Raw genomic sequence first — 22,917 nt, forward strand, 5'->3', positions numbered from 1 at the left:
GCGATAGGCCTGAATATGAGTGAAAAAAAATTAATTGATGTTTTTTTGTTTTATAATGAATTAGATTTATTGGAGTTGAGATTAAAGTCCTTATATGAATTTGTTGATTTTTTTGTAATAACAGAATGTGAGGAGACTTTTTCAGGAAAGAAAAAGGAATTGCTTTTCTTAAAAAATAGAGAAAGATTTTTAAAGTTTGAAGATAAGATAATTTATAATAGAGTTTCTAATAAAGACTTGGCGTTTTTACAGAGTGAAAGTGGTAAATTTAAAAAATATATAACTAACTTTGATGTGCCTCATAAGCATAAGCATTCGAACAGACCTGCTAATATTTTACATTCATCTCTTAAAAGGGAAATAACGCACAGAGATTCTGCTATATTGGGCTTAGTTAAAATTGCTAAATATGGCGATATTGTTTTTATAAGTGATGTTGATGAAATACCAAATCCTAATGTGGTGAAATCATTTCGAAATAAAAAAATTGAGTCACCTTCTTATTTTGAAATGAAATGGTATATGTATTGGGTTAATAATCAGGTCAGTAAATGTAATTGGTATGGAACGGTTGCGTTTGAGTATTCAATGCTTGAAGGAAAATCTCTAGATCTGCTTCGGTATTCATCATCAGATCATAAAAATGTGCCAGGTTTGATTATTAAGAATGCTGGTTGGCATTTTAGTTATTTAGGTGGTGCCGATGCGATTTCAAATAAGCTAGATGCTCTTCCCTATCAAGGTTTAAAAGCAGAAATATCTAAATTCTTAAATAAAATATCATTTGGAGGCTGGGATTCAAAGCTTAAGAGTAATAAAGATATTCTACTTCAGAACCGAAAGTTTAATGTTGTAGAAATAGATGAAAGTTTTCCTGAAGAAATATTTTTAATGCCTCTTTTTGATGAAGTATACTTTAAAAAAATTAACAGAGATGAAAAAAATGATTAAAACAGTGTTTCTTGATGGGCAGGGATTAGGGAATCAGCTCTGGGTATACGCTGCTGCTCAAGCCATTGCCAAACACACAGGCAGAGTACATGTTATTGACAATTTGGATAAATTTAAAGGGAAAGATTTTCTAACGTTAGATTATGAATTAGATCCTCATCCTGAATTAGCTGTTGATAATTTTAATGAAAGACTTTTTTATGACCCTGAAATAAAATATTTTTCTTCTACTTATGATTCAAGGGTTGAAAATTTTCCAAGTAGAGTGGCACTCTTTGGTTTATTCCAAAGTGAGAAGTATTTCTATGGTCAAGAAGATAAGTTAAAAGAATGGATAAAAGTTAGTGAGCATATTTCTAATCTCGAGAGAAACTATTCAGATGTATTGGTGCTAAACATTAGGGGCGGGGAATATAAAAGGCATAAGAAGTTAATTCTTCCTAAAAGTTATTGGGAAAAAGCAATTCTTAAAATGCGAGAGTTGAAGGGTAAACAAGAAATACTAATAGTTACAGATGATAATGAGTATGCAAATTCATTATTTCCTCAATATGAAGTTCTCAAAGGAGGGGTTGCAGAATGTTATTCTGCATTGCGTGGGGCAGGATCTATTGTTGTTTCTAATTCAAGTTTTTCATATTTTCCAATAAAGACTAGACTAGATAAGCCGATTGTTATTGCCCCTGAACATTGGGCTAGGTTTGGTGATGAAAAAAGAAAGTGGGCTATGCCTTCAAATATTTATAAAGACTGGAATTGGATGACACATGCTGGAGAGCTTAAAACTTATGAGGATTGTATTGGAGATGCAGAGTTGATTGCTAGTTTTTATGAGAGAGAATATTCTTTAAGTGTTCCATTATCAATGGGAATTGGGCTTCCTTGGACGAGGCACATTCCATTAGACCTAAAAAAACCGGTTAAGTTTTTTCTATCTAAGGCCTTTCCACGAAAATTTGGTAGGTAGAGTGAAACTGTGGTCAAATTAAAATCGTTCTTAATTAGAAATAATATTGTTGGTAATATTTTTGGTCTTGGCATTGTTAAGATGTTGAATATTATTATTACTTTTGCAACATTACCTTATCTTTTGCGAGTTATGGGCGCTGAAAAATGGGGGGAGGTTGTATTTGTTCAGCTGCTTATTAATTATATGGTTTGGTTTGTCAACTGGGGATTTTATTATGGTGCTACAAGGCGGATATCTCAAAAAAGGGACTCTTTGAAAGAGCGAACATTGCTATTTTCTGAAGCTTGGTTTGCTCAGCTAATTTTGTCTATATTTGTTTTGTTTTTTTTCTTGATGACAATTTTTTTTATGCCTTTGGACTTTGATATAAAAATTTTGTATTTTAGTTCAATCGGTTTAATTGTCGGCAACTTCTTAACTCCTCTATGGTATCTAAATGGCCTTGAATTGGTTAAAGAGTCGGAGTTTATGTTGTTTTTAAACAAATTATTAGTTTTGCCATTTATATATTTGTTTGTTTTAAGTGATCGAGATGCTTATCTATATTTATTGTTGAATAGTCTTTCATCTGTTATTGTTGGTATATATTGCATATATTGGCTAAAGAAAAGAGATTTATTTTCAATTGTGAATCCGAAATTGCAGCGAATTTATGGTGTTGTTTCTTCTGACTTTATTTTTTTTGCTAATGGTTTTTTGTATACATTAAATTCTTCTATAGTGCCTTTTTTCCTTGGCGCCAGCTCTAATATGTCAGAACTTGGATATTATAATTTAGCCGAAAGGGTAAGAGGTGTAGCAGGTACATGTCTGCAGCCTGTGACTCATGCTCTTTTCCCAAGAATGTGTTACTTGTTTTCAACAAATACAAAAGCCGCTCAAAAGATGTTAATTATATCTGGTGGAGGTATTTCTTGTTGTGCTCTACTTATCAGTTTGGTAATGTTTTGCTTTTCTAGTGAAATTGTTGTTTTGATGGGGGGAGGGGATTATAATGATAGTGTTTACGTGTTGAAGATTATGTCTTTTAGTGCATTTTTTGTGACGCTAAGTTCTTTCATAACTGATCAAGTTATTATTCCAAATAATTGGCAAAAAATAATCAGCTATGCAATTCTAATATCATCAGTGTTTATGTTTATACTTGTTTATCCTATTGTTAGTGATTTTGGCTCTTCAGGTGGTGCTTGGCTTTTTTTGCTTTCACAAGTTTTAGTTGTATTTATTATGCTTGTGTTTCTGTTTTTCAAAAATAAACGTTGAGTAATACATTTTAAATGTAAAATTAAATTTTTGAAAATACTGTTATTGAACAGTAGTTTTTAGTTTCTGGGTGGTCGCTTTGGTTAAGTTAAGAAATCATTATTTTATATTTGGTGCAGTTTTTTTGTATTTTCTCTCTCGTTTTTTTATAAACGAGACATTACTTCCTGACTATGAAGCATATAAAGCCATATATAATATGAGAGCGAGTAACTACGAGAGCACTGGTAGTGATCTTTTTTTTGTGTATTTTGTTAGGTTTTTTTATTATTTAAATTTTTCTTACGAAAGTTTTCGTTTTTTACTAGTTTTAATCTCATTGTTTCTTATAGTTTTTTCTAGCTTAATATTCGTTAAATATAAGAAATGGATGTTTATACAGGAGAAAACTAAACTAAGTGATTTTTTCATCTGTATTGTTCTGTTTTTTTCTACATATATGTTTTTATTTGAATTTTTCAGTATAAGGTTAAGGGGGGGGTTGTCTTTATCTTTTTTTTATGCGTTTTCAGTTTTTTTTATTGTTAGAAAAAAGTCCCTACTCTTTTATTTTTTTTCTATCCTGTTCTTGTATATGTCTTTTGGTACACATCTTTCTACAGCAATAACTTTATTTGGTTTTTTAACTGTCCCTACAATTCTTTTCTTGAATTTAAAGTTTTTCTCAAGAGTTATAGGGGTTAGATTGTATTTTTCGTTGGCTTTTTGGCTTAGCGTTTTATCAGGTTTTTCTATCGTTTTTGGAATGATATATTTTTCCTCTTTTAGAGGAGAACATTTGAATTCAAAATTAAACTTTGTACGCTTTTTATTTATGTCTGTTGTGCCTTTACTTATTTATTTTTTTGTTGATATGAAAAAAATAAATAATAGTATTCAATTATATAATTGTCTTCTTCTGGAAAAGAATAATAATAGAAAGTCATTGTCTGGATATTCGAAAGAAATTTGGATTTATTTTGTTACTAATGCATATGTAGGTTGTGCTATAGCCTTAATTTCCTTTTATAGTATAGGTATGTTATCAACTGCTGGAGAGGCCGCGATAAGAGTGTTTACTCTAAGTTCTGTTTCATCGTTATTGGTGCTTTCCTTGCAAAAAAATAAAATCAACTTTTTTTGGTTTTTTGTGATTTTCTCTAATTCAATGTTTTTTTTCAATACGGTTTTTTTATAAGGTATTAATGTGAATGATATAGTTTTAAGCATACTTCTTCCAGCTTATAATTACCCTGAAGGTATTCATAAAATTTTGAGTCAAATATCTGAGGCTAATGATGATGTAAAAGATAAGTTTGAGGTAGTAATTTATGATAATTCAAGTTTTGAGAGTGATGTAAAAAAGGAATTTGAGTATTACAAAAATAATATTAAGGAGATCACTTATAAACACTACTACCCAGAGCTTGGGCCTAGTGATAATTGGAATCAATTGATTGGTAACTCCAGAGGTAAATACTTTATACTTATTCATCATGATGAATTCCCTCTATCAGATGATTTTGTAGTAGAAGTTTTAAAAAAAATAGAGACTAATCCAGGTGTTGATTTGATTCTTTTGGATTGTTTCTTGATGAATAAATCAAAGAGATTGATTACAAGGCACATACCAACGTGGATTAGAATTTTTGTTATAAAATTTTTTCCTACATATTTATTTAGAAGGAATGTAGTTGGCCCAACTGCATCTTTGATTATTCGTAAAGACTTACAGCCAACTTTTGACAAAAATCTAAAATGGCTGTTAGATGTAGATGAGTATTTTGGTCTTTTTCGTAATAAAATAAAGTGGATTTTTTGTAAGGATATACAAATTTGCTCTTATGTTGATAGAGGTAATTCTCTTACAAGTTCATTGGGTGATGATATTGGATCCATTTGGAAAAAAGAATTGATTTACTTGGCTGAAAAGTATTCAATTAAGTCACCTTGGCTTTCTAAATGGCATGTTTTACACCTTGTAGATACTGTAGGCTGGTCTTTTATGAGGCTATTTACTAGAAATATTAGTTTCATTTTAAATCGATTCGGTTTCTACCCTATTTCAAAAGAAAAAGTAAAGAAGGCTTTTGATGATAATTGTTGATTTATCTGGTGGGCTAGGCAATCAAATGTTTCAATATGCATGTGCTAGATCATTATCTATTGAGTTAAATCTACCATTAAAAGTGGTGTATGGATCGTTAGCTAGCCAGACTGTTCACAATGGATATGAGCTAAATCGAGTCTTTGGATTGGACTTAGAGTTTGCAACAGAAAATGACATGCAAAAAAACTTAGGTTTCTTTCTTTCTAAACCAATACTGCGTAAAATTTTTTCTAAAAAACCATTAAATAATCTAAAATTTCAGAATTTTTTTCCGGAAAATAGTTTCAATTATAATTCATCTCTGTTTTCTTATATTAAAGATTCTGGTTTTCTTCAGGGATATTGGCAAACTGAGAAGTATTTTTTAAATCACAAATCTCAAATTTTGAAAGATTTTTGCTTTGTTAATATGGATGATGAAACCAATATTTCAATAGCAAATGATATTCAGAGTGGCCATTCCATTAGCATCCATGTTAGAAGAGGAGACTATCTCACTAATTTAAAGGCCAAAGCTATTCATGGTCACTGTTCACTTGATTATTATTTAAAGGCTATAGAATTTTTACAGGAGAAAATAGGCGAATCCAGATTATTTATTTTTTCAGATGATCCCGAATGGGTGAGTGAAAATATTGCGACAAGGTTTTCCGATGTTAGTGTGATTCAGCATAATCGCGGAGTAAAGAGTTTTAATGATATGAGATTAATGTCAATGTGTGATCATCATATTATTGCAAATAGTTCTTTTAGTTGGTGGGGGGCTTGGTTGAACCCTTCTCAGAATAAGAAAATCATTGCCCCCAAAAACTGGTTTGTTACTGATAAAATGAATACGATTGATCTTATCCCTTCTTCTTGGATATTAAAATGATCGATTTTACTGTTTTAATGTCTATATATAAAAATGAAAATCCTAATTTCTTCCATCGGGCAATGAAAAGTATTTGGAACGAACAAATATTAAAACCTAGTCAAATAGTGCTAGTGATTGATGGACCGGTTCCTTATGAATTGATTGATGCCATTGATGTTTGGAGGGGAGTCCTTAATGATGTATTGCTAGTTGTACCATTAAGCGTCAATGTTGGACTAGGCCAAGCTTTAAATAAAGGTCTTAAACTCTGTAAGTATGATATTGTTGCAAGGATGGATACAGATGACATATCTCTACCAGAAAGGTTCTTAAAACAAGTACCATTGTTAGACGCTTTAGGAGTTGATCTTGTAGGTAGCCACATATCAGAGTTTGTTGGTAATGAAAATAACACTGTATCATTTAGAAGGGTTCCACTGTTTCATCACGATATAGCTTGTTTTGCAAAAAAAAGATCACCAGTCAATCATCCTTCAGTAGTCTTTCGTAAGTCTAGTGTGATCGATTCTGGTGGGTATTTGCATATGCTCTGGTTAGAAGACTACTATTTATGGATTAGAATGCTTTCAACAGGGAAGAGGTTCCACAATGTTGATGAAGTTCTTGTTAATATGAGAGGTGGGACTGGCCTACTATCAAGGCGATCTGGAATCAAATATGCCTATAGTGAATTAAAATTTATTAATGCCATAAAAAAACTTGGTTTTATAAGTAATTTTGATTTTGTTAAACTTTTTTTTATGAGGGTTTTACCTAGGTTTTTACCTCTTGGCTTTTTCTCTTTAATCTATAAGTATTTTCTTCGAAGATAGGTTGTTTTATATGAAATTCTTTCCTGTCATTTTATCTGGTGGTGTTGGTAGTCGTCTTTGGCCTTTATCCCGTGAACACTTTCCTAAGCAATGTTTGAGTCTCACAAGTTCTTTGTCCTCTTTGTTGCAACAAACCCTAGCGAGAACGAATCATTTACATATTCAATCGCCGCTTGTGGTGTGTAATGACGATCATCGTTTTCTAATTGCACAGCAGCTTCAGGATATGGGAGTTGTAGGAGCCAAGGTGATGTTAGAGCCAGTAGGCCGAAACACCGCACCAGCAGTGGCATTAGCCGCATTTGAAGTAGTGCAATCAGATCACGAAGACGCCTTGATGTTGGTTCTTCCTGCCGATCATGTGATTCGTGATACGGCAGCGTTTGAAAAAGCCATTGAACACGCCAAGGTATTAGCAGAAGCTGGCGGGTTAGTGACCTTTGGTATTAAACCAACGCGCGCTGAAACTGGCTATGGCTACATCAAAGAGGGACAAGATGCTTGCGTAGAAAAATTTGTTGAAAAGCCAGACCTAGCAACAGCGCAATCTTATTTAGCAAGTGGGAACTATCTTTGGAACAGCGGTATGTTTCTGTTTAAAGCTAGTCAATACCTTGCTGAACTTAAACAGCACCGTCCAGCTATGTATGCGGCGGTAGAATCTGCTTATGGTGATCGTACCGAAGATTTGGATTTTATTCGTATTGGTACAGAGGCGTTTACCTCATGCTCAAGCGAATCCATTGACTATGCGGTTATGGAGCCAACACAAAACGCCAAAGTAGTGCTTTATGATGGCGATTGGAGCGACATTGGTGCCTGGGATGCTTTGCACGATTACAGCGAAAAAGACAGTAACCACAATGTGCTTGTTGGTGATGTCATGGCAGAATCGACTACACATTCCTTGATTCGTTCAGAATCTCGTTTGGTGGCGACCGTTGGTGTGAATAACCTAGTAGTGATTGAAACTGCCGATGCGGTGTTGATCATGGACAAAGACCAGTCACAAGATGTGAAAAAAATCGTTAGTCGTATCAAGGCTGAAGGACGCCAAGAACACATGCACCACACCACAGTGCATCGCCCTTGGGGCACTTATCAAACGGTTGATCTTGGTGATCGTCATCAGGTTAAACGTATTATGGTCAAACCCGGTGAGAAGTTAAGTGTGCAAATGCACCACCATCGTGCCGAACACTGGGTGGTCGTATCCGGTACAGCCAAAATACAGAACGGTGATAATGAAATATTATTAACTGAAAATGAATCAACCTATATTCCTGTTGGCGTGGTTCATGCTCTAGAAAACCCAGGTAAAATCCCACTAGAACTGATAGAGGTTCAATCTGGAAGCTATTTAGGGGAAGATGACATTGTGCGTTTTAGCGATCGTTATGGGCGCTAAGTCATTACGAATATGATTTTAAACAAAACGAGGTCTGTACCTCGTTTTTTGTTTTTTTTTGTTCTTTTTATTAAATATGTAAAGAGATAAATAGAGTGTATTGGTTATGACAACCCTGAAAGAACTCAGCACAGAACAAAACGTGGCTTTTGGTACCAGTGGTGTACGAGCGTTAGTTGAAAACCTAACACCTAAATTGTGCTATGCCTATGCGCAAGCGTTCTTGCAACAAATATGTTCAAACGCCACGCAGGTGGCTGTCGCTATCGATTTACGCCCCAGTAGCCCAGGCATTGCTTGCGCTATGATAAAAGCCGCCCAAGATTTAAATATAGATGTTGTTTATTGTGGTGCCTTACCTACCCCGGCATTGGCGTATTTTGCCATGCAAAACGCCATGCCAAGTATCATGATTACGGGGAGTCATATCCCCTTTGATCGTAACGGCTTTAAGTTTTACACCGAGACCGGTGAAATTACCAAAGCTGATGAGCTTAGCATTCAAAATGCGCCAGTAATCGAACGCAGTAGCGACTTTTGTTTGGATGCGTTGCCGCAAATAGATTTAGTCGCTAGTTTTTTATATCAAAAACGTTATACGGATTTGTTTTTATCTACTGTATTAAAGGGCAAGCGCATCGGTTTATATGAACACTCTGGTGTTGGTCGTAACCTTATTACGTCTATATTGAGACAACTGGGTGCAGAGGTAATTAGTCTGGATCGTACCGAGTCTTTTGTGCCGATTGATACGGAAGCCGTTTCAGAAGCCGATCAGCTAAAAGCCTATGTTTGGTCAAAAGAGTGGACGTTAGACGCCATTGTTTCAACCGATGGGGATGCGGATCGTCCTTTAATCAGCGACGAAAATGGCCTTTGGTTGCGAGGCGATGTCGTGGGTATTTTGGTTGCGCGCTTCTTACATGCTACCCATGTCGCTACACCCGTGAATGCTAATACCGCCTTGGAGCTGGCTAATCCTAATATGTTTACTCAACGAACGCGGATTGGCTCTCCTTATGTTATAGAAGCAATGCAAACGTTAGCGTTACAAGCTAGTGAGTCAACGGATAGCGCCAAGATTGTTGGCTACGAAGCCAACGGCGGTTTTTTAGTGGGTAATGATATGGCGTGTGGGCTAGGCATGCTAAATGCCTTGCCTACCCGTGATGCTGTACTACCTATTCTGGCTGTCCTTTGTCAGTCAGCCCATGATGGTTTAGCAATTAGCCAGTTGGTAGACGGTTTGCCTATTCGTTATACATACAGTGACCGTATTCAACAGGTACAAACCGAATTTAGTCAGGCGTTAATTAAACAGCTAAAGGAGGATAGTCAGAAGATGCAGTGCTTTGTAGAAGCAACTGGCGTTATGGCACCCATAATTGATAGCATTGATGAGACCGATGGTCTGCGTATTCACCTAAGCAACCATGAAATCGTCCATCTTAGACCCTCTGGCAATGCCCCAGAGTTACGCTGTTATGCAGAATCATCAGAAATGAACCGTTCTAAGCAGATTGTTAAGCTGGCTTTGAAATATGTTCAAGCAAGATAAAGTGTGAGCATTGTCTTTGAGGTATGTATTACTTACACTGGCACTTCGTTTTTAAATTCATATTTAATGTATAATTATTTATTTTCAAGAGTTCTAAGTAGGTTTGGTGTGACAGAAAAAGACATTCCCCGCTACAAGTCAATTCGTGTTCTATGGTCGTACCGACTTGTAGATTTATGTATTCCCTTCCTAATGTTATCGCTGGTGCATTTGTTCTTTGGTGTTCAACTATGGAACATGCAATATACTTGGCTTGGCATCATGGCAAGCTTATTTTTTCTTGTATTTACTCAATTGTTAGGTGGTTACAGTCGATACGTTGAACGGTCGATTGCCAAAAAGATTGAGATTGTCTTTAAAACATGGGCGTTTAGCGTCCTCTTGCTAACTGTCATTGCTTACCTGAACTTGACTGTCTTCAGCTATGCTCGTTCTGTGATACTGACTTGGATTTTTCTTACTCCTATGGTATTGCTTGCTATGAAGCTTTTTCTTAACAGTGTTATTCGAAGTAATTTAACGAATGTTGTCGTTTTGGGTAATGGTTACGAATTTACTAATTTCGAAAAAGCTAGGCTAGAGCGGCAGAATATCAGGCTGGAGAGTTTAGACTCAATCAATGCTGCTGATTTGAAGGAACAAATGTCAAGTCTGACTGCAGATTATCTACTCATGAATTTATCTAAGACCGCTGACTATAAGCTGATTCAAGAGCTAACCAATCTTGACCTTAAAGGCGTTAGATTAATCACCCTAAACCATTTCATGGAGACATTTCTTCGTAAATGTTACATCCCGTATGACTCGACTGATTTGGCTTATTTAGAGCGAATTAGTGCTTATAATCGATTAAATTATTTTTTGAAGAGAGTTTTTGATGTGAGTGCGGCACTGTCATTGGGTTTAATTACTCTTCCGGTTATGGTGTATGCAGCGATAAAAATCCGTCGAGAGTCACCTGGCCCAATTATTTTCTCACAAGCGAGAGTGGCGCGTTCAGGAAAAGAGCATGTCATCTACAAATTTCGTTCTATGCATGTAGACGCGGAAAAAGATGGTGCTCAATTTGCCCAAGAGGATGATCCTAGGGCTTATTATTTTGGTGCCTTCATGCGCAAAACACGTATTGATGAGCTACCGCAGTTATGGAGTGTCCTTAAAGGTGATTTGCATTTTGTTGGACCAAGACCAGAGCGTAAGATTTTCACCGATAAGCTTGAGGAGGAAATACCTTATTATAATGAGCGACACCTTGTAAGCCCCGGTATTACCGGTTGGGCACAGGTCTTGTACCCTTATGGTGCGAATACAGAGGACGCTCGTCAAAAACTAATGTATGACCTGTATTATATTAAACACTGGAGCATCTGGCTTGAAATCGAAACCCTTATTCGCACTGTATTGGTCGTGTTGGGACGAAAAGGGTTATAGGTAAGTTGGGCATCATACAACGCCTCGTGCCTCGATTTAATACCTCATCGCCGTATACCATCTTCTTTCCTCGATTTATCCGGCCAAAGGGTTTGTTTGTAGGGGATTTGATTATGTTTGGTTTTTTGTTTATAGGGAGTGTTGGATGTTTGTTTTAGTGACGGGTGGTGCGGGTTACATTGGTTCGCATACGTGTGTTGAGTTGATTAAGGCGGGTTTTGAGCCGGTTATCATCGATAATTTGTCGAACAGTAAGTTGGTTGTGTTAGACCGTATTGAGTCGATTACCGGCAAGCGTCCTGTGTTTATGGAAGGGGATATTCTGGATTCTGCTTTTTTGGATGGTGTGTTTAAGCAGTATTCTTTTGCGGCGGTGATGCATTTTGCTGGTTTGAAGGCGGTGGGTGAGTCGGTTCAGAAGCCGTTGTGGTATTACGAAAATAATGTCTCTGGTACGCTGAATTTGATTAAGGCGATGGAGCGTGTAGGCTTGCGCAATCTGATTTTTAGTTCGTCTGCGACTGTGTATGGTTTGCCTAAGTCTGTGCCAATTCGTGAGGATTTTCCGACGTCGACATCGAATCCTTATGGGGCGAGTAAGTTGATGGTGGAGAATATTCTGACGGATGTGGCTAAGGTGAATGCGCAGTGGAATATTGCGACTTTGCGCTATTTTAATCCGATTGGGGCCCATGAGTCGGGTTTGATTGGGGAAGATCCTAAAGGCATTCCGAACAATTTGTTGCCCTTTATTAGTCAAGTGGCGGTGGGTAAGTTGGCGTGTTTGAGTGTGTTTGGCGATGACTATGATACGGTCGATGGTACGGGCGTGCGTGATTATATTCACGTGGTGGATTTGGCGCGCGGTCATGTGTGTGCGCTAGATAAGGTATTGACTGGCGCAGGGCATTTCGTGGTGAATTTGGGGGCAGGGAGCGGTTATTCTGTCTTGGAAATGGTGAAAGCATTTGAAGCGGTGTCTCATCAAGCGATCGCGTATAAGGTGGTGGAGCGTCGTCCAGGGGACATTGCCACGTGTTATGCCGATCCGGAATACGCCAAAACGTTTTTGGGTTGGCAGGCGGAGTTTGATTTGACGCGTATGTGCGAAGATTCATGGCGTTGGCAGTCGAATAACCCCAATGGGTTTGACGTATAGCAGGCCTTGGATCATGCCTCAACTAATCTTTCATCGCCGGTTTGCATTATCGTACCTCGATTCATCCAGCCTACGATTTGATGTGAAAGTTTTTTGTGGTGAGATTTTTTGTCTTTCTGTTGCTTATGATCTGGAAAACTCAGCTGAACTATCTATGGATACTGCGAATAAGTCGTTTTCACACTTTGGTTATAATTCGATCTAACTGATATTTAATGAAATTATTTATCCATAGAAGATAAAAATATGTCTTTTTTACATATGCCATAGAAATCACCTAAGTGCAGTCTGACCGCTATTTAGGCGAAGATGACATAGTGCGATTCAGTGATCGTTATGGGCGTTAGATACATTTGTTTTGCGGGTTTACTGTCCAAAAGCCTATGGCCATGGTTATAATGCATGCTATTGTGCTTTTTAACCTCAACTTATCTGGTTGCTCTTCATTGCTTTGACTCCATTGCTTTGACTTGAAATATTCTAGAACTTTTTGATGAAATGCGGGCCGTATGTCTTTTGCGAAAACTGAAAATAAGACTTTTTTAGCAAACGCTTCCTTTCTTGCCCTAATGCAAGCTGTGAATTCCTTTCTTCCTCTGTTGACTGTGCCTTTTTTAGTTCGAGTGCTGGGGGTAGAGTTATTCGGAAAACTAGCCTTTGCAACCGCTTTAATGTATTACTTTTTTGTTTTGACCGATTATGGTTTTAATTTGACGGCGACAAGAGATATTTCAATTAATCGGTCTGATATTCATAGGGTGAAGGAAATATATACTTGTGTTTTTTTTATTAAAGCTGTTTTAATTGGTGTGAGTTTTTTGATTTTAATGGCTGTTTTCTTTTTTTTTCCTACTTATATTAAAAATTGGCCACTATACCTTTTCTCGTTTTTTGCCATTGTTTGGCAATCTTTTTTTCCTACCTGGTTTTTCCAGGGTATGGAAAAAATGAAATATATTACGTATTTAAGTGTTCTATCAAAAATATTATTTACTGTTGGTATTTTTGCTTTTGTTCAAGGGCCTGAGGATTATCTTTTAGTGCCTATTTTAACGGCTTTAGGGTTCTTTTTTTCTTCATCTTATGCTTTGTATTTAATTCACCATCAACATGGTGTATCGTTTGTGCTTGTTCCTTGGTCATTGGTTAGGAAAAATATCATTGATGGTTGGTACGTTTTTTTATCTCAGATGAAAATTACCCTGTTTAGTTCTACGAATGTTGTGATGTTGGGGGCTATGACTGGTCCTATTGCCGTTGGGTACTATGTTGCTGCTGAGAAAATTATGCGCGCTTTGGCGTTAGCACAGACACCTATAACGGGCGCATTATTTCCTTTAATTGCCAATAAAATGAAAAAAGACAAGGCACTGGCGATTAAAAAGTTAAAGAACATTGCTTACCTAGGCAGTACTTTTTATCTTTGCGTGTTTGGTATTGGTTATTTTTTATCGGATTATGTTATCGCTCTTTTGTATGGTGATGAGTTACAGGAAAGTGCTTGGGCGTTGAAAGTTATGTTGATTATTCCCTTGCTTATTTTTCTTAATAATATTTTTGGCACTCAGATCCTATTAAATACAGGTCGTGAAAAACTCTTTTTTTATGTTTTACTGCTTGCTGCGATATTGAGCTTGGTTTTGTGCTTTAGTTTGACGTATCTATATTCTTATCAAGGTACGGTAATAGCCCTATTGGTAACCGAAGTGTTTGTCGTTTTAGCTTTTTTTGTTCTAGTTTACAAGGACTGGGTGCATGCATAAACCCGATGGTGTCGTTGTTTTATATAATCCTGATAGCTCTGTGTGGGCTAATATCGCCTCGTATATCGATTATGTTGGTTTACTGTATGTTGTCGATAATTCAGAACAAAAAAATCTATTGCTTATTGATAAGATTAAAAACCATCCCAGCACTGTCTACATCGATAATAAATCGAATCTAGGGATCGCCTCAGCTCTGAATAGGGGGGCTAAGGAGGCAATAAGCCACCGCGCGTCATGGTTATTAACCATGGATCAAGATAGCCGTTTTGATGAAGCGTCATTGCAGACATTGGTCACTTTTGCGTATTCTCTACCAGAAGATCATAAAATAGGTGTCTTGTCACCTGTTCATAAAACCATTAATACTGCCGTCCCTGTCGTTAAAGGCGATATATTGACTATTGAAGTAGATAGTGTGATGACGTCGGGTAATTTAATTTACCTTGAGGCATTTCAGTCTGTCGGGGGGTTCTTAGAAAAATATTTTATAGACTGCGTTGATCACGAATATTGCCTGAGATTGAAGGTTAATGGTTTTAAGATAATTTTACATAAAGAAATTTTTTTAGAACATAATCTGGGTGATATCGAGTTTATATCTCTTTTTGGTAAAAAAGTTTACTATACCAATCACAGTGCCATGCGACGTTATTATATTTCAAGGAATCGGCTTGATCTTATTTTTAGATATGGCTCAAGGTTTCCTTTTTTTTGCTTTAAGGAGCTTTGGAAGTTATTGATTGAGGTTTTAAAGGTTATTCTATTTGAGACTGATAAGTTTAGAAAAGTTTTTTTTACTGTTAAGGGGGGGTGGCATTTCTTTTTTAACAGGTTTGGTCAGTTATAAATTTTAAGGTTATCTAATTTTATGGCATTTATTTTTTCTTTGTTTTCATATTTATATATGTTTTTTGCTGTGTATTTGTATTCATTAAATAGAATTAATAAGTTATTATTTATCTTTTTTGTTTGCTGTTTCTCTAGTGTTTTTTCAGCATATCTATCTCATGATTCATCTGCTTACCATAATATTTATGCTGATTATTCAGGAACTGGATTTGGTTCAGTTTTAAATGAAATGTTAGGTTACGAATTGTTTTTTTTAATGCTTTCGAAAATTGCTAGTCCTTTTAATGTTTTTTTCTTATTTTTTATTTACGCTTTCTTATCTTTTTCTATCAAGCTTGCTTTAATCGAAAGAGTTAGTAGAATGCCTGTGTTGTCGCTATCTTTGTTTTTCGCTTTTTTCTTTTTATACTTAGACGGTACCGTAATTCGCGTCAGTTTAGGTATCGCTGTTGCTTATTGGGGAATTTACTTGTTGTCTAAAAATCATTTTATTGGTTTTTTTACAGTAATATTGCTAAGCACACTGCTTTTTCATTATTCCTTAATTGTTCTTTTGATCATGCCGTTTTTTCGAAGTCATATTTCAATTTTATTTATAATAGCACTTACGTTTTTCTTTTTGGCACTTTTCTTTCTAGGTCATGGTATATTGGGCTTTTTATTAGTTGTTACCCAACATTTAGATTCTTCCTTCATCGGCGTGAACAAGCTTGTCTCTTATGTAAAATATTCTCAGATGAGTCATCCTTACTCTATTGTTTTTGGGACTCTTTTTTTTGCTTCTTTGGTTGGGTATTTCTTATTTAAAAAGAAGCTTAGCGAATTCGAATTGATTTCGTTTAATATGCTTTTTTTATCCTTTCTTTGTCTTGTCGCTTTATATGAGTCTCAAGCGTTGCAGAACCGGTTTAGTGAAATATTTCGCTATTCCCTAGTTTTTGTTGCTCCGATTTTTTATGAGACGTTAACGCGTTTTTCTGTGAAACCTCGTTTGGCATTAGGTATATATTGTGTTTTCCTCAGTGGTTACTTCTTTTATTATTACTATTTTAAGGGGATTATCAGTGATAGAAATCTTGGGCTTTTACACACTTACTTTTTCTAAATTCTTGTGAAATGAGACTTAAATGATTCAAATTCTATTGGCGACCTACAATGGTGCTAAGTACCTAGAAGCCCAACTCGACTCTTTGCTGGCTCAAACCTGTAGACGTTGGACATTAATTGCCCATGATGATGGTTCAAACGATCAGACGCTTGATATACTTCGTGCCTATCAGCTCAACCATCCAGATATTATTGAAATATTAGAAGATGGTTTAACTTTTGGGAACCCGTGTGATAACTTTACCCATTTGCTGGCGTCCTCCGTCGCTGAGTATGTGATGTTTTGTGATCAGGATGACGTCTGGTTACCTGACAAGATAGAAAAGTCTTTTAATAAGATGCAAGCGTTAGAAAGTAAGTATCCTAGTTCGCCGGTTGTGGTTCACACTGATCTGGAAGTGGTTGATGAGTCCTTATTTACCATTGCGCCGTCTATGTTTGAGTACCAGGGTTTAGACAAATCCATCAAGAGTTTGTTGCAGATATTGGCAAAGGGCTCTGTGACAGGTTGTACCATGATGATGAATCGGCAAGCTATTGCTGTGTCGCAGCCTATATTGCCCTTCGCAGTGATGCATGACTGGTGGATAGCGGCTATGGTGATTAAGCATCAAGGCGTTGTTGAGTTTATTGATGAGCCTTTAATTCAATATCGTCAGCACACTAGCAATTCTATTGGGGCGAAGAAAAATTCATTTTGTCATTTACTAAAGCGTTCTTTTAACTATTTATTATCTCCAGAGGCCTTTTTTAAGGCTTGGAATCAGGCAAAAGTGGTTCAGCCAAATTTAAATTTTTGTTATTTTTTGGGCAAAAAGATTCATATTATTTTAAAGAATTTATTTTAATAAGTATTTTATTGGTTATAGAGAGTGATTATGAAAATCTTAGTCACCGGTGGTGCCGGTTTTATTGGTAGTGCAGTGGTTCGTTATTTGCAGAGCCACACTCAGCATTATGTTGTTAACCTAGACAAACTAACCTATGCAGGTAATTTAGAGTCTATTCCTGAGTCGTTGCAGAATGAGCATTATTCTTTTGAACAGGTGGATATTTGCGATGCTGTTGCGTTGGATAAAGTGTTCAACATTCATCAGCCGGATGTGGTCATGCACCTAGCGGCGGAGAGTCATGTTGATCGTTCTATCGATGGCCCTGGTGATTTTATCCAGACCAATGTGGTGGGTACGTATACTTTATTGGAAGCGAGCCGCAAGTATTGGATGAGGCTGTCTGGCGATAAAAAATCTACATTTCGCTTTCATCATATTTCTACCGATGAAGTGTATGGGGATTTACCACATCCCGATGAGGTAGAAGATGAGTTGCCTCTGTTTACCGAAACCACGCCTTATGCACCGAGTTCGCCTTATTCTGCCAGTAAGGCTAGTTCAGACCATTTGGTTCGTGCTTGGTTACGTACTTATGGCCTGCCGACAGTTGTGACTAATTGCTCGAATAACTATGGCCCTTATCACTTTCCTGAAAAGCTCATTCCCCATGTGATTTTGAATGCTTTGTCGGGTAAGAATTTGCCTGTCTACGGTGACGGCTCGCAAATTCGTGATTGGTTGTATGTGGAAGACCACGCACGTGCTTTGGTGAAAGTGGCAACCGAGGGTAAAGTAGGCGAAACCTACAATATTGGCGGCCACAATGAGAAGCGTAATATCGAAGTGGTGAAGACGATTTGTGCTTTGCTGGAAGAGTTGGTGCCTGCAAAACCCCAGGGCGTCAATGCCTATGAAGATTTGATCACTTATGTGAAGGATCGGCCGGGCCATGACGTACGTTATGCCATTGATGCCAATAAAATTGCCCATGATCTAGGCTGGGAGCCAGAAGAAACCTTTGAGACTGGCATGCGCAAAACGGTACAATGGTATTTAGACAATCCAGAATGGTGGCAGCGCGTGTTAAGCGGTGACTATCAATTACATCGTATTGGCGAAAACGCATAAGGACTGGGTATGACAAAACGTAAAGGCATTATTTTAGCGGGCGGTAGCGGCACGCGCCTGCATCCGTTAACCTTGGCCACGTCAAAACAACTGATGCCCATTTATGATAAGCCAATGATCTATTATCCGCTGTCTGTGCTTATGTTGGCTGGTATTCGTGAGGTGTTGATCATTACGACACCCGAAGACCAAGCGAGTTTTCAGCATTTATTGGGTGATGGTCGCCAATTTGGGGTTGAGTTAACTTATGCTATTCAACCTTCACCAGATGGTTTGGCTCAAGCCTTTATTATAGGTGAAGATTTTATAGGTGATGACAATGTGGCACTGGTATTGGGTGATAATATTTTCTTCGGCCAACATTTTTCTGAAAAATTACAGCAAGTTTCATCTCTTGAGAAAGGTGCTACCGTGTTTGGGTACCATGTTTCTGATCCGGAGCGCTTTGGTGTGGTGGCCTTTGATGAGGCGGGCAAAGCCGTGAGCATTGAAGAAAAACCAGAAAATCCTAAGTCGCCCTATGCGGTGACAGGGTTGTATTTTTACGACAATGATGTGGTTGAGATTGCTAAGAAGATACATCCTTCGGTACGTGGCGAATTAGAAATTACCGATGTGAACTTGGCGTATCTGCATCGTGGTGATTTGCATGTGTCTTTACTGGGCCGAGGCTTTGCTTGGCTGGATACAGGAACACACGACTCTTTGCTGGAAGCTGGGCAGTTTGTTCAAACTGTAGAGCATCGTCAAGGCTTTAAAATTGCTTGCTTAGAAGAAATTGCCTATCGTCAAGAATGGATAACTCAAGAGCAACTGATCGAGTCTGGTAATGCATTAAAGAAAACAGGATATGGTCAATATCTGTTGAAAGTTGCTGATGGGGATTATTAAAGGTAGGCATGATGAATGTGATTAAAACAAACATTAATGATGTAATTATTATTGAACCAAAAGTGTTTGGTGATGAACGCGGTTTTTTCTTAGAGACTTTTCAAGCAGAACGCTACAAGGAAGAGGTCGGAATTGACCTTCCATTTGTACAGGATAATCATTCTCGCTCTGGTAGGAATGTGCTCCGTGGGCTGCATTTTCAAAAATCTAAGCCTCAAGGTAAATTAGTAAGGGTTGTTCGAGGTGAAGTGTTTGATGTAGCAGTAGATATACGAAAAGGCTCTGCCACTTTCGGTCAATGGGCTGGTGTATTGTTGAGTGAAGAAAATAAACGTCAGTTTTGGGTTCCGCCTGGTTTGGCACATGGTTTTGTCGTTTTGTCTGATGTTGCAGATTTTGAATATAAGTGTACGGATTATTACGACCCAGCAGACGAAGGGGCACTTATTTGGAATGATCCCGATGTGGCTATTGATTGGCCGGAAGGCATTGAGCCTATTTTATCTCATAAAGATGAACTTGCTTTAAGACTGAAAGACTTATAACAATATGCGAATTTTACTTACAGGTAAAAATGGGCAGCTTGGTCGTTGCTTCCAAGATGTCGTTCTTCCCACAAACCATGAGCTTTTTGCTTTTGCTTCGTCCGAGTTGGATATAACTAACATTGAAGAGGTTAGTGCGGTTGTTAGTGATATTCAACCAGACATTATCGTTAATGCAGCAGCTTATACAGGGGTTGATAAAGCAGAAATTGAATCTGAGCAAGTTTTTCTTGTTAATGCTACTGGGCCTGAAATATTGGCAAAGTATGCTGCTCGGTTAAATATACCTCTAATCCATGTGTCAACTGATTACGTGTTTGATGGAGCTGCAGTTGAGCCTTATCAAGTTTTTGATAAAACAAATCCGCAAGGGGTATATGGCGCTTCTAAGTTAGCTGGAGAGCAGGCTGTTGCTGTTGCGTGTGAAAAATACATTATTTTACGTACCGCTTGGGTGTTTAGTGAATATGGCAATAATTTTGTCCAAACCATGATGCGTTTAGCAAAAGAAAGAGATGAACTGAGTGTTGTGGCTGATCAGTATGGTTGTCCAACTTATGCTGGTGATTTGGCTCAAGCTATTTTGCAAATTTGCGAACAGTATAAGCAGGGTGAGCCATTTGCCTGGGGGCTTTACCATTATTGTGGAGATATACCGACCAGTTGGCATGGTTTTGCCCGTACCATCTTTGCTAAAGCTGAGGCGTTGGGTGTAATTGTTAAGCGCCCACAACTTAAAGCGATCAGTTCTGATCAGTATCCGACACCAGCTAAGCGCCCTGAGTATTCTGTGATGTCTACAAAAGCACTAAGTAGGTTTGGTGTACAGGCACCTTCGTGGAGCAGCAGCCTTAATTTTGTATTAGATAAGCTGAAATGATGAATGTCACAGTTGTAGTCCCTACTTATAATGGTGGAAAATTATGGGAAGAGTCTGCTCGTCGTCTTGCAGAGCAGCTGCCAACTAGCTTTAGAGTTAAGGTTATTGATTCGTCATCTACGGATAATTCTCGTGAGATTGCTTATAGCTTTTGTTTTGAGGTGGATCAGATTGATCAAAAAGACTTTGATCACGGTGGTACACGATCTTATTCATTAGAAGATATAGATACAGAATTCGTGGTGTTTTTAACTCAGGATGCTTTGTTAGAGGGAAGGAAGGCCGTTTCTAATTTACTTTCTGTTTTTGATATAGAGCCTGACGTTGTTTGTGCTTATGGCCGTCAGTTTCCTCATGTAGATGCTAATCCATTAGCGCAACATGCTCGATACAATAGCTATAGATCGAATGGTTATGTAACAAGTCTAGATAATGAATATCCAGTAGGTTTTCGAAAGACTTTTATGTCTAATTCTTTTGCTGCTTATCGTGTTGATTTCTTACGCTCAATTGGTGGTTTCCCTAAACATTTAATACTAGGTGAAGATGCTTATGTCGCTGCAAAAGCGTTGCTGGCGGATAAAAAAGTGGCATACGTAGCTGGCGCTGAAGTCAGACATTCTCATAATTATTCTGTTATAGAAGAGTTCCAACGATATTTTGATATTGGTGTTTTTCACTCAACACAGTCTTGGATGATAAAAGAGCTCGGCTCTGTCGAAGGTGAGGGAATCAAATTTGCTCTAGGGCAATTGAAGTTTATTTGTAGGCAGAAACATTACCGCTGGCTAATCGTGTCTATTTTCACTTCCTTTGCTAAGTTTATTGGTTATAAAATCGGAAAGAATCATCAATGCTTAGGTCTTTCTTTGTCGAAACGTTTGTCAATGTACAAAAGTTATTGGAATCGTACTGAGTAAGCGACGGACATTAAGCCGCATTCTTATGAATGAAGCCCTTCCAAAAGGTTAGGATAATGATCTTGATATCGAGCCAGATTGACCAGTTTTCTATATAGTAAAGGTCGTGTTCTACTCGTTTCTTTAAGTCTGTATCACCACGCCAACCATTCACCTGAGCCCATCCTGTTATACCTCCTTTTACTGTGTGCTTTTGCATATAGCCAGGTATTTCGTTTTTAAACTGTTCTACAAACATGGTGCGTTCAGGGCGTGGGCCCACAATAGACATATCGCCTTTTAGTACGTTTATAAATTGAGGTAGCTCGTCTAGGCTGGTTTTTCGAATGAAGGCGCCAAACTTTGTAACCGACATGGTTTGAGCTCCCCCCCATTGTACCCCATCTTTTTCACTGTCAACAGCCATAGAACGAAACTTGAGCATGTTGAAAGTTCGCCCATTCCAGCTTACACGTTCTTGGCGATAGAACACTGGGCCTGGGGAAGACAACTTTACCCCTATGGCCAATGTCAACAAGATAGGGCTAATCATTAAAATAATGATGGCTGATAACAGCTTGTCTTCTATTTCTTTTAGAAAGCGGTTTTTACCTTCAAGCATGTGCGAAGTAGATAAATTAATGACAGGCAAACCTGCCACTTCTGTAAGCGAATGGTTTAGTAGCTGAAAGCCAAAAATATCTGGTACCATGCGAATGGTCACAGCACTGGTCGCTAGGGCGGACTGAACTTTCTCCATTCGCTTTACTTCACTAAAGGGCAGTGCTATCCATACTTGGTCGGTTTGATGCTTGCTTACAATTCGGTCAATGTTTTCTATAGTGCCGAGAATAGGTAACTCTTTAACTAAAGCTTTTTTGTATTTATCTGGATTATCAGTAATAAAGCCCTGTATTTCCATACCAAGTTCTGGACTTAGCATTAATTTGCTAGCTACATCCTGCCCTAGCTCACCATCACCAATAATAATAACTCGGCGAATGTTAAAACCCTTTTTACGAAGTGCTCCCAAAGCTGCTCTTAAACTGAATCGATAACCCAGTATCATAACGGTGGAGGTGATCAACCATGTACCGACCCAAATACGCGAATATAAGACAGATGTTTGAGTTGCAAATGCACTGATAACAAGAAATAAGAAGGTGCCAAAAGTTGCGCTAATCACACATCGCATTTCAGATGATAAAGAGGCACCACGCCAAGCACGATAAGCACCTGCATACGTCAGTAAAATTAAGCCGACTAAAACTCCAAGTAGTAAAACGCTCTGGTAAGTGGAGTCTAGATGCAGATTTGAGAAGCGTAACCAATAACTAAAAAGTCCACTTGCAATAAGACAGAATAAATCTAGAGTACGAAGAGATAAGGCAATGGATGCGCTGTGTTCTTTTAAGGATAATCCTGTTTTCACTTACTACTCGCTTAAGTTGTTCGGTATAATGTAATGTTTATGACACATGTGTCGATTTTCAATTGCTGC

The 22,917-nt window shown here is 37.7% G+C and carries 21 protein-coding genes; 20 read left to right on the plus strand and 1 reads right to left on the minus strand.

What is annotated here, in order from left to right; all coding sequences use genetic code 11:
• Window positions 1-15 precede the first annotated feature (15 nt).
• From MAR181_RS02405 to MAR181_RS02500, 20 genes are all read left to right on the plus strand, one after another.
• Complete coding sequence (locus tag MAR181_RS02405; RefSeq protein ID WP_013795025.1) at window positions 16-951, plus strand: glycosyltransferase family 17 protein; 936 nt, start codon at window positions 16-18, stop codon at window positions 949-951.
• The gene (locus tag MAR181_RS02410) at window positions 944-1,918 is read left to right on the plus strand and encodes an O-fucosyltransferase family protein (protein WP_013795026.1); all 975 of its coding nucleotides are present in this window, start codon (window positions 944-946) and stop codon (window positions 1,916-1,918) included. Before MAR181_RS02405 ends, MAR181_RS02410 begins: the two co-directional genes overlap by 8 nt.
• Before the next feature lie 9 nt (window positions 1,919-1,927).
• On the plus strand, window positions 1,928-3,184 hold the full coding sequence (locus MAR181_RS02415; protein ID WP_013795027.1) for an oligosaccharide flippase family protein: 1,257 nt from the start codon (window positions 1,928-1,930) through the stop codon (window positions 3,182-3,184).
• A gap of 574 nt (window positions 3,185-3,758) precedes the next feature.
• The gene (locus MAR181_RS18310; RefSeq protein ID WP_144011195.1) at window positions 3,759-4,361 is read left to right on the plus strand and encodes a hypothetical protein; all 603 of its coding nucleotides are present in this window, start codon (window positions 3,759-3,761) and stop codon (window positions 4,359-4,361) included.
• A gap of 9 nt (window positions 4,362-4,370) precedes the next feature.
• Window positions 4,371-5,270 (plus strand): glycosyltransferase family 2 protein, encoded by a 900-nt coding sequence (locus tag MAR181_RS02425; RefSeq protein WP_013795029.1) that lies wholly within the window; start codon window positions 4,371-4,373, stop codon window positions 5,268-5,270.
• Window positions 5,257-6,147, plus strand: a complete 891-nt coding sequence (locus MAR181_RS02430; protein ID WP_013795030.1) for an alpha-1,2-fucosyltransferase — start codon at window positions 5,257-5,259, stop codon at window positions 6,145-6,147. The genes MAR181_RS02425 and MAR181_RS02430 overlap by 14 nt, the downstream gene beginning before the upstream one ends.
• Window positions 6,144-6,962, plus strand: coding sequence for a glycosyltransferase (locus tag MAR181_RS02435; RefSeq protein ID WP_013795031.1), 819 nt, complete (start codon window positions 6,144-6,146; stop codon window positions 6,960-6,962). Before MAR181_RS02430 ends, MAR181_RS02435 begins: the two co-directional genes overlap by 4 nt.
• Before the next feature lie 10 nt (window positions 6,963-6,972).
• Window positions 6,973-8,370, plus strand: coding sequence for a mannose-1-phosphate guanylyltransferase/mannose-6-phosphate isomerase (locus MAR181_RS02440; RefSeq protein WP_013795032.1), 1,398 nt, complete (start codon window positions 6,973-6,975; stop codon window positions 8,368-8,370).
• Between the two features lie 106 nt (window positions 8,371-8,476).
• Complete coding sequence (locus tag MAR181_RS02445) at window positions 8,477-9,928, plus strand: phosphomannomutase (RefSeq protein WP_013795033.1); 1,452 nt, start codon at window positions 8,477-8,479, stop codon at window positions 9,926-9,928.
• Window positions 9,929-10,036: 108 nt separating this feature from the next.
• A complete protein-coding gene (locus MAR181_RS02450) occupies window positions 10,037-11,359 on the plus strand; it encodes a sugar transferase (protein WP_013795034.1) in 1,323 nt (440 codons plus the stop codon).
• Between the two features lie 145 nt (window positions 11,360-11,504).
• Entirely contained in the window at window positions 11,505-12,518 is a 1,014-nt protein-coding gene (gene galE / locus MAR181_RS02455; protein ID WP_013795035.1) for a UDP-glucose 4-epimerase GalE, read from the plus strand.
• Between the two features lie 509 nt (window positions 12,519-13,027).
• Window positions 13,028-14,281 (plus strand): flippase, encoded by a 1,254-nt coding sequence (locus MAR181_RS02460; protein WP_013795037.1) that lies wholly within the window; start codon window positions 13,028-13,030, stop codon window positions 14,279-14,281.
• Window positions 14,274-15,131 (plus strand): glycosyltransferase family 2 protein, encoded by an 858-nt coding sequence (locus MAR181_RS02465; protein WP_013795038.1) that lies wholly within the window; start codon window positions 14,274-14,276, stop codon window positions 15,129-15,131. The genes MAR181_RS02460 and MAR181_RS02465 overlap by 8 nt, the downstream gene beginning before the upstream one ends.
• Before the next feature lie 21 nt (window positions 15,132-15,152).
• Window positions 15,153-16,238, plus strand: a complete 1,086-nt coding sequence (locus tag MAR181_RS02470) for an EpsG family protein (RefSeq protein WP_013795039.1) — start codon at window positions 15,153-15,155, stop codon at window positions 16,236-16,238.
• Window positions 16,239-16,260: 22 nt separating this feature from the next.
• Window positions 16,261-17,088, plus strand: a complete 828-nt coding sequence (locus MAR181_RS02475; protein WP_013795040.1) for a glycosyltransferase family 2 protein — start codon at window positions 16,261-16,263, stop codon at window positions 17,086-17,088.
• Between the two features lie 30 nt (window positions 17,089-17,118).
• A complete protein-coding gene (gene rfbB, locus MAR181_RS02480) occupies window positions 17,119-18,201 on the plus strand; it encodes a dTDP-glucose 4,6-dehydratase (RefSeq protein WP_013795041.1) in 1,083 nt (360 codons plus the stop codon).
• Between the two features lie 9 nt (window positions 18,202-18,210).
• On the plus strand, window positions 18,211-19,092 hold the full coding sequence (gene rfbA / locus MAR181_RS02485) for a glucose-1-phosphate thymidylyltransferase RfbA (RefSeq protein WP_013795042.1): 882 nt from the start codon (window positions 18,211-18,213) through the stop codon (window positions 19,090-19,092).
• A gap of 11 nt (window positions 19,093-19,103) precedes the next feature.
• Window positions 19,104-19,637: a dTDP-4-dehydrorhamnose 3,5-epimerase gene (rfbC, locus tag MAR181_RS02490; protein ID WP_013795043.1), complete on the plus strand. Its 534-nt coding sequence runs from the start codon at window positions 19,104-19,106 to the stop codon at window positions 19,635-19,637.
• Between the two features lie 4 nt (window positions 19,638-19,641).
• The gene (gene rfbD / locus MAR181_RS02495) at window positions 19,642-20,517 is read left to right on the plus strand and encodes a dTDP-4-dehydrorhamnose reductase (RefSeq protein WP_013795044.1); all 876 of its coding nucleotides are present in this window, start codon (window positions 19,642-19,644) and stop codon (window positions 20,515-20,517) included.
• Window positions 20,514-21,437, plus strand: a complete 924-nt coding sequence (locus MAR181_RS02500) for a glycosyltransferase family 2 protein (RefSeq protein WP_013795045.1) — start codon at window positions 20,514-20,516, stop codon at window positions 21,435-21,437. The genes rfbD and MAR181_RS02500 overlap by 4 nt, the downstream gene beginning before the upstream one ends.
• Window positions 21,438-21,447: 10 nt before the next feature.
• Here MAR181_RS02500 and MAR181_RS02505 read toward each other — a convergent pair whose 3' ends face one another.
• Window positions 21,448-22,848 carry an undecaprenyl-phosphate glucose phosphotransferase gene (locus MAR181_RS02505; protein ID WP_013795046.1) on the minus strand — a complete coding sequence of 467 codons (1,401 nt, stop codon included), beginning with the start codon at window positions 22,846-22,848 and terminating at the stop codon, window positions 21,448-21,450.
• Window positions 22,849-22,917: the final 69 nt, after the last annotated feature.

The sequence above is a fragment of the Marinomonas posidonica IVIA-Po-181 genome (assembly GCF_000214215.1).
Classification (GTDB): domain Bacteria; phylum Pseudomonadota; class Gammaproteobacteria; order Pseudomonadales; family Marinomonadaceae; genus Marinomonas; species Marinomonas posidonica.

What these genes read in the sequence shown, in the direction of transcription:
- MAR181_RS02405 (WP_013795025.1), top strand. Translation starts at nt 16, where the DNA reads ATGAGTGAAAAAAAATTAATTGATGTTTTTTTGTTTTATAATGAATTA.
- MAR181_RS02410 (WP_013795026.1), top strand. Translation starts at nt 944, where the DNA reads ATGATTAAAACAGTGTTTCTTGATGGGCAGGGATTAGGGAATCAGCTC.
- MAR181_RS18310 (WP_144011195.1), top strand. Translation starts at nt 3,759, where the DNA reads ATGTCTTTTGGTACACATCTTTCTACAGCAATAACTTTATTTGGTTTT.
- MAR181_RS02430 (WP_013795030.1), top strand. Translation starts at nt 5,257, where the DNA reads ATGATAATTGTTGATTTATCTGGTGGGCTAGGCAATCAAATGTTTCAA.
- MAR181_RS02435 (WP_013795031.1), top strand. Translation starts at nt 6,144, where the DNA reads ATGATCGATTTTACTGTTTTAATGTCTATATATAAAAATGAAAATCCT.
- MAR181_RS02440 (WP_013795032.1), top strand. Translation starts at nt 6,973, where the DNA reads ATGAAATTCTTTCCTGTCATTTTATCTGGTGGTGTTGGTAGTCGTCTT.
- MAR181_RS02445 (WP_013795033.1), top strand. Translation starts at nt 8,477, where the DNA reads ATGACAACCCTGAAAGAACTCAGCACAGAACAAAACGTGGCTTTTGGT.
- galE (WP_013795035.1), top strand. Translation starts at nt 11,505, where the DNA reads ATGTTTGTTTTAGTGACGGGTGGTGCGGGTTACATTGGTTCGCATACG.
- MAR181_RS02460 (WP_013795037.1), top strand. Translation starts at nt 13,028, where the DNA reads ATGTCTTTTGCGAAAACTGAAAATAAGACTTTTTTAGCAAACGCTTCC.
- MAR181_RS02465 (WP_013795038.1), top strand. Translation starts at nt 14,274, where the DNA reads ATGCATAAACCCGATGGTGTCGTTGTTTTATATAATCCTGATAGCTCT.
- MAR181_RS02470 (WP_013795039.1), top strand. Translation starts at nt 15,153, where the DNA reads ATGGCATTTATTTTTTCTTTGTTTTCATATTTATATATGTTTTTTGCT.
- MAR181_RS02475 (WP_013795040.1), top strand. Translation starts at nt 16,261, where the DNA reads ATGATTCAAATTCTATTGGCGACCTACAATGGTGCTAAGTACCTAGAA.
- rfbB (WP_013795041.1), top strand. Translation starts at nt 17,119, where the DNA reads ATGAAAATCTTAGTCACCGGTGGTGCCGGTTTTATTGGTAGTGCAGTG.
- rfbA (WP_013795042.1), top strand. Translation starts at nt 18,211, where the DNA reads ATGACAAAACGTAAAGGCATTATTTTAGCGGGCGGTAGCGGCACGCGC.
- rfbC (WP_013795043.1), top strand. Translation starts at nt 19,104, where the DNA reads ATGAATGTGATTAAAACAAACATTAATGATGTAATTATTATTGAACCA.
- rfbD (WP_013795044.1), top strand. Translation starts at nt 19,642, where the DNA reads ATGCGAATTTTACTTACAGGTAAAAATGGGCAGCTTGGTCGTTGCTTC.
- MAR181_RS02500 (WP_013795045.1), top strand. Translation starts at nt 20,514, where the DNA reads ATGATGAATGTCACAGTTGTAGTCCCTACTTATAATGGTGGAAAATTA.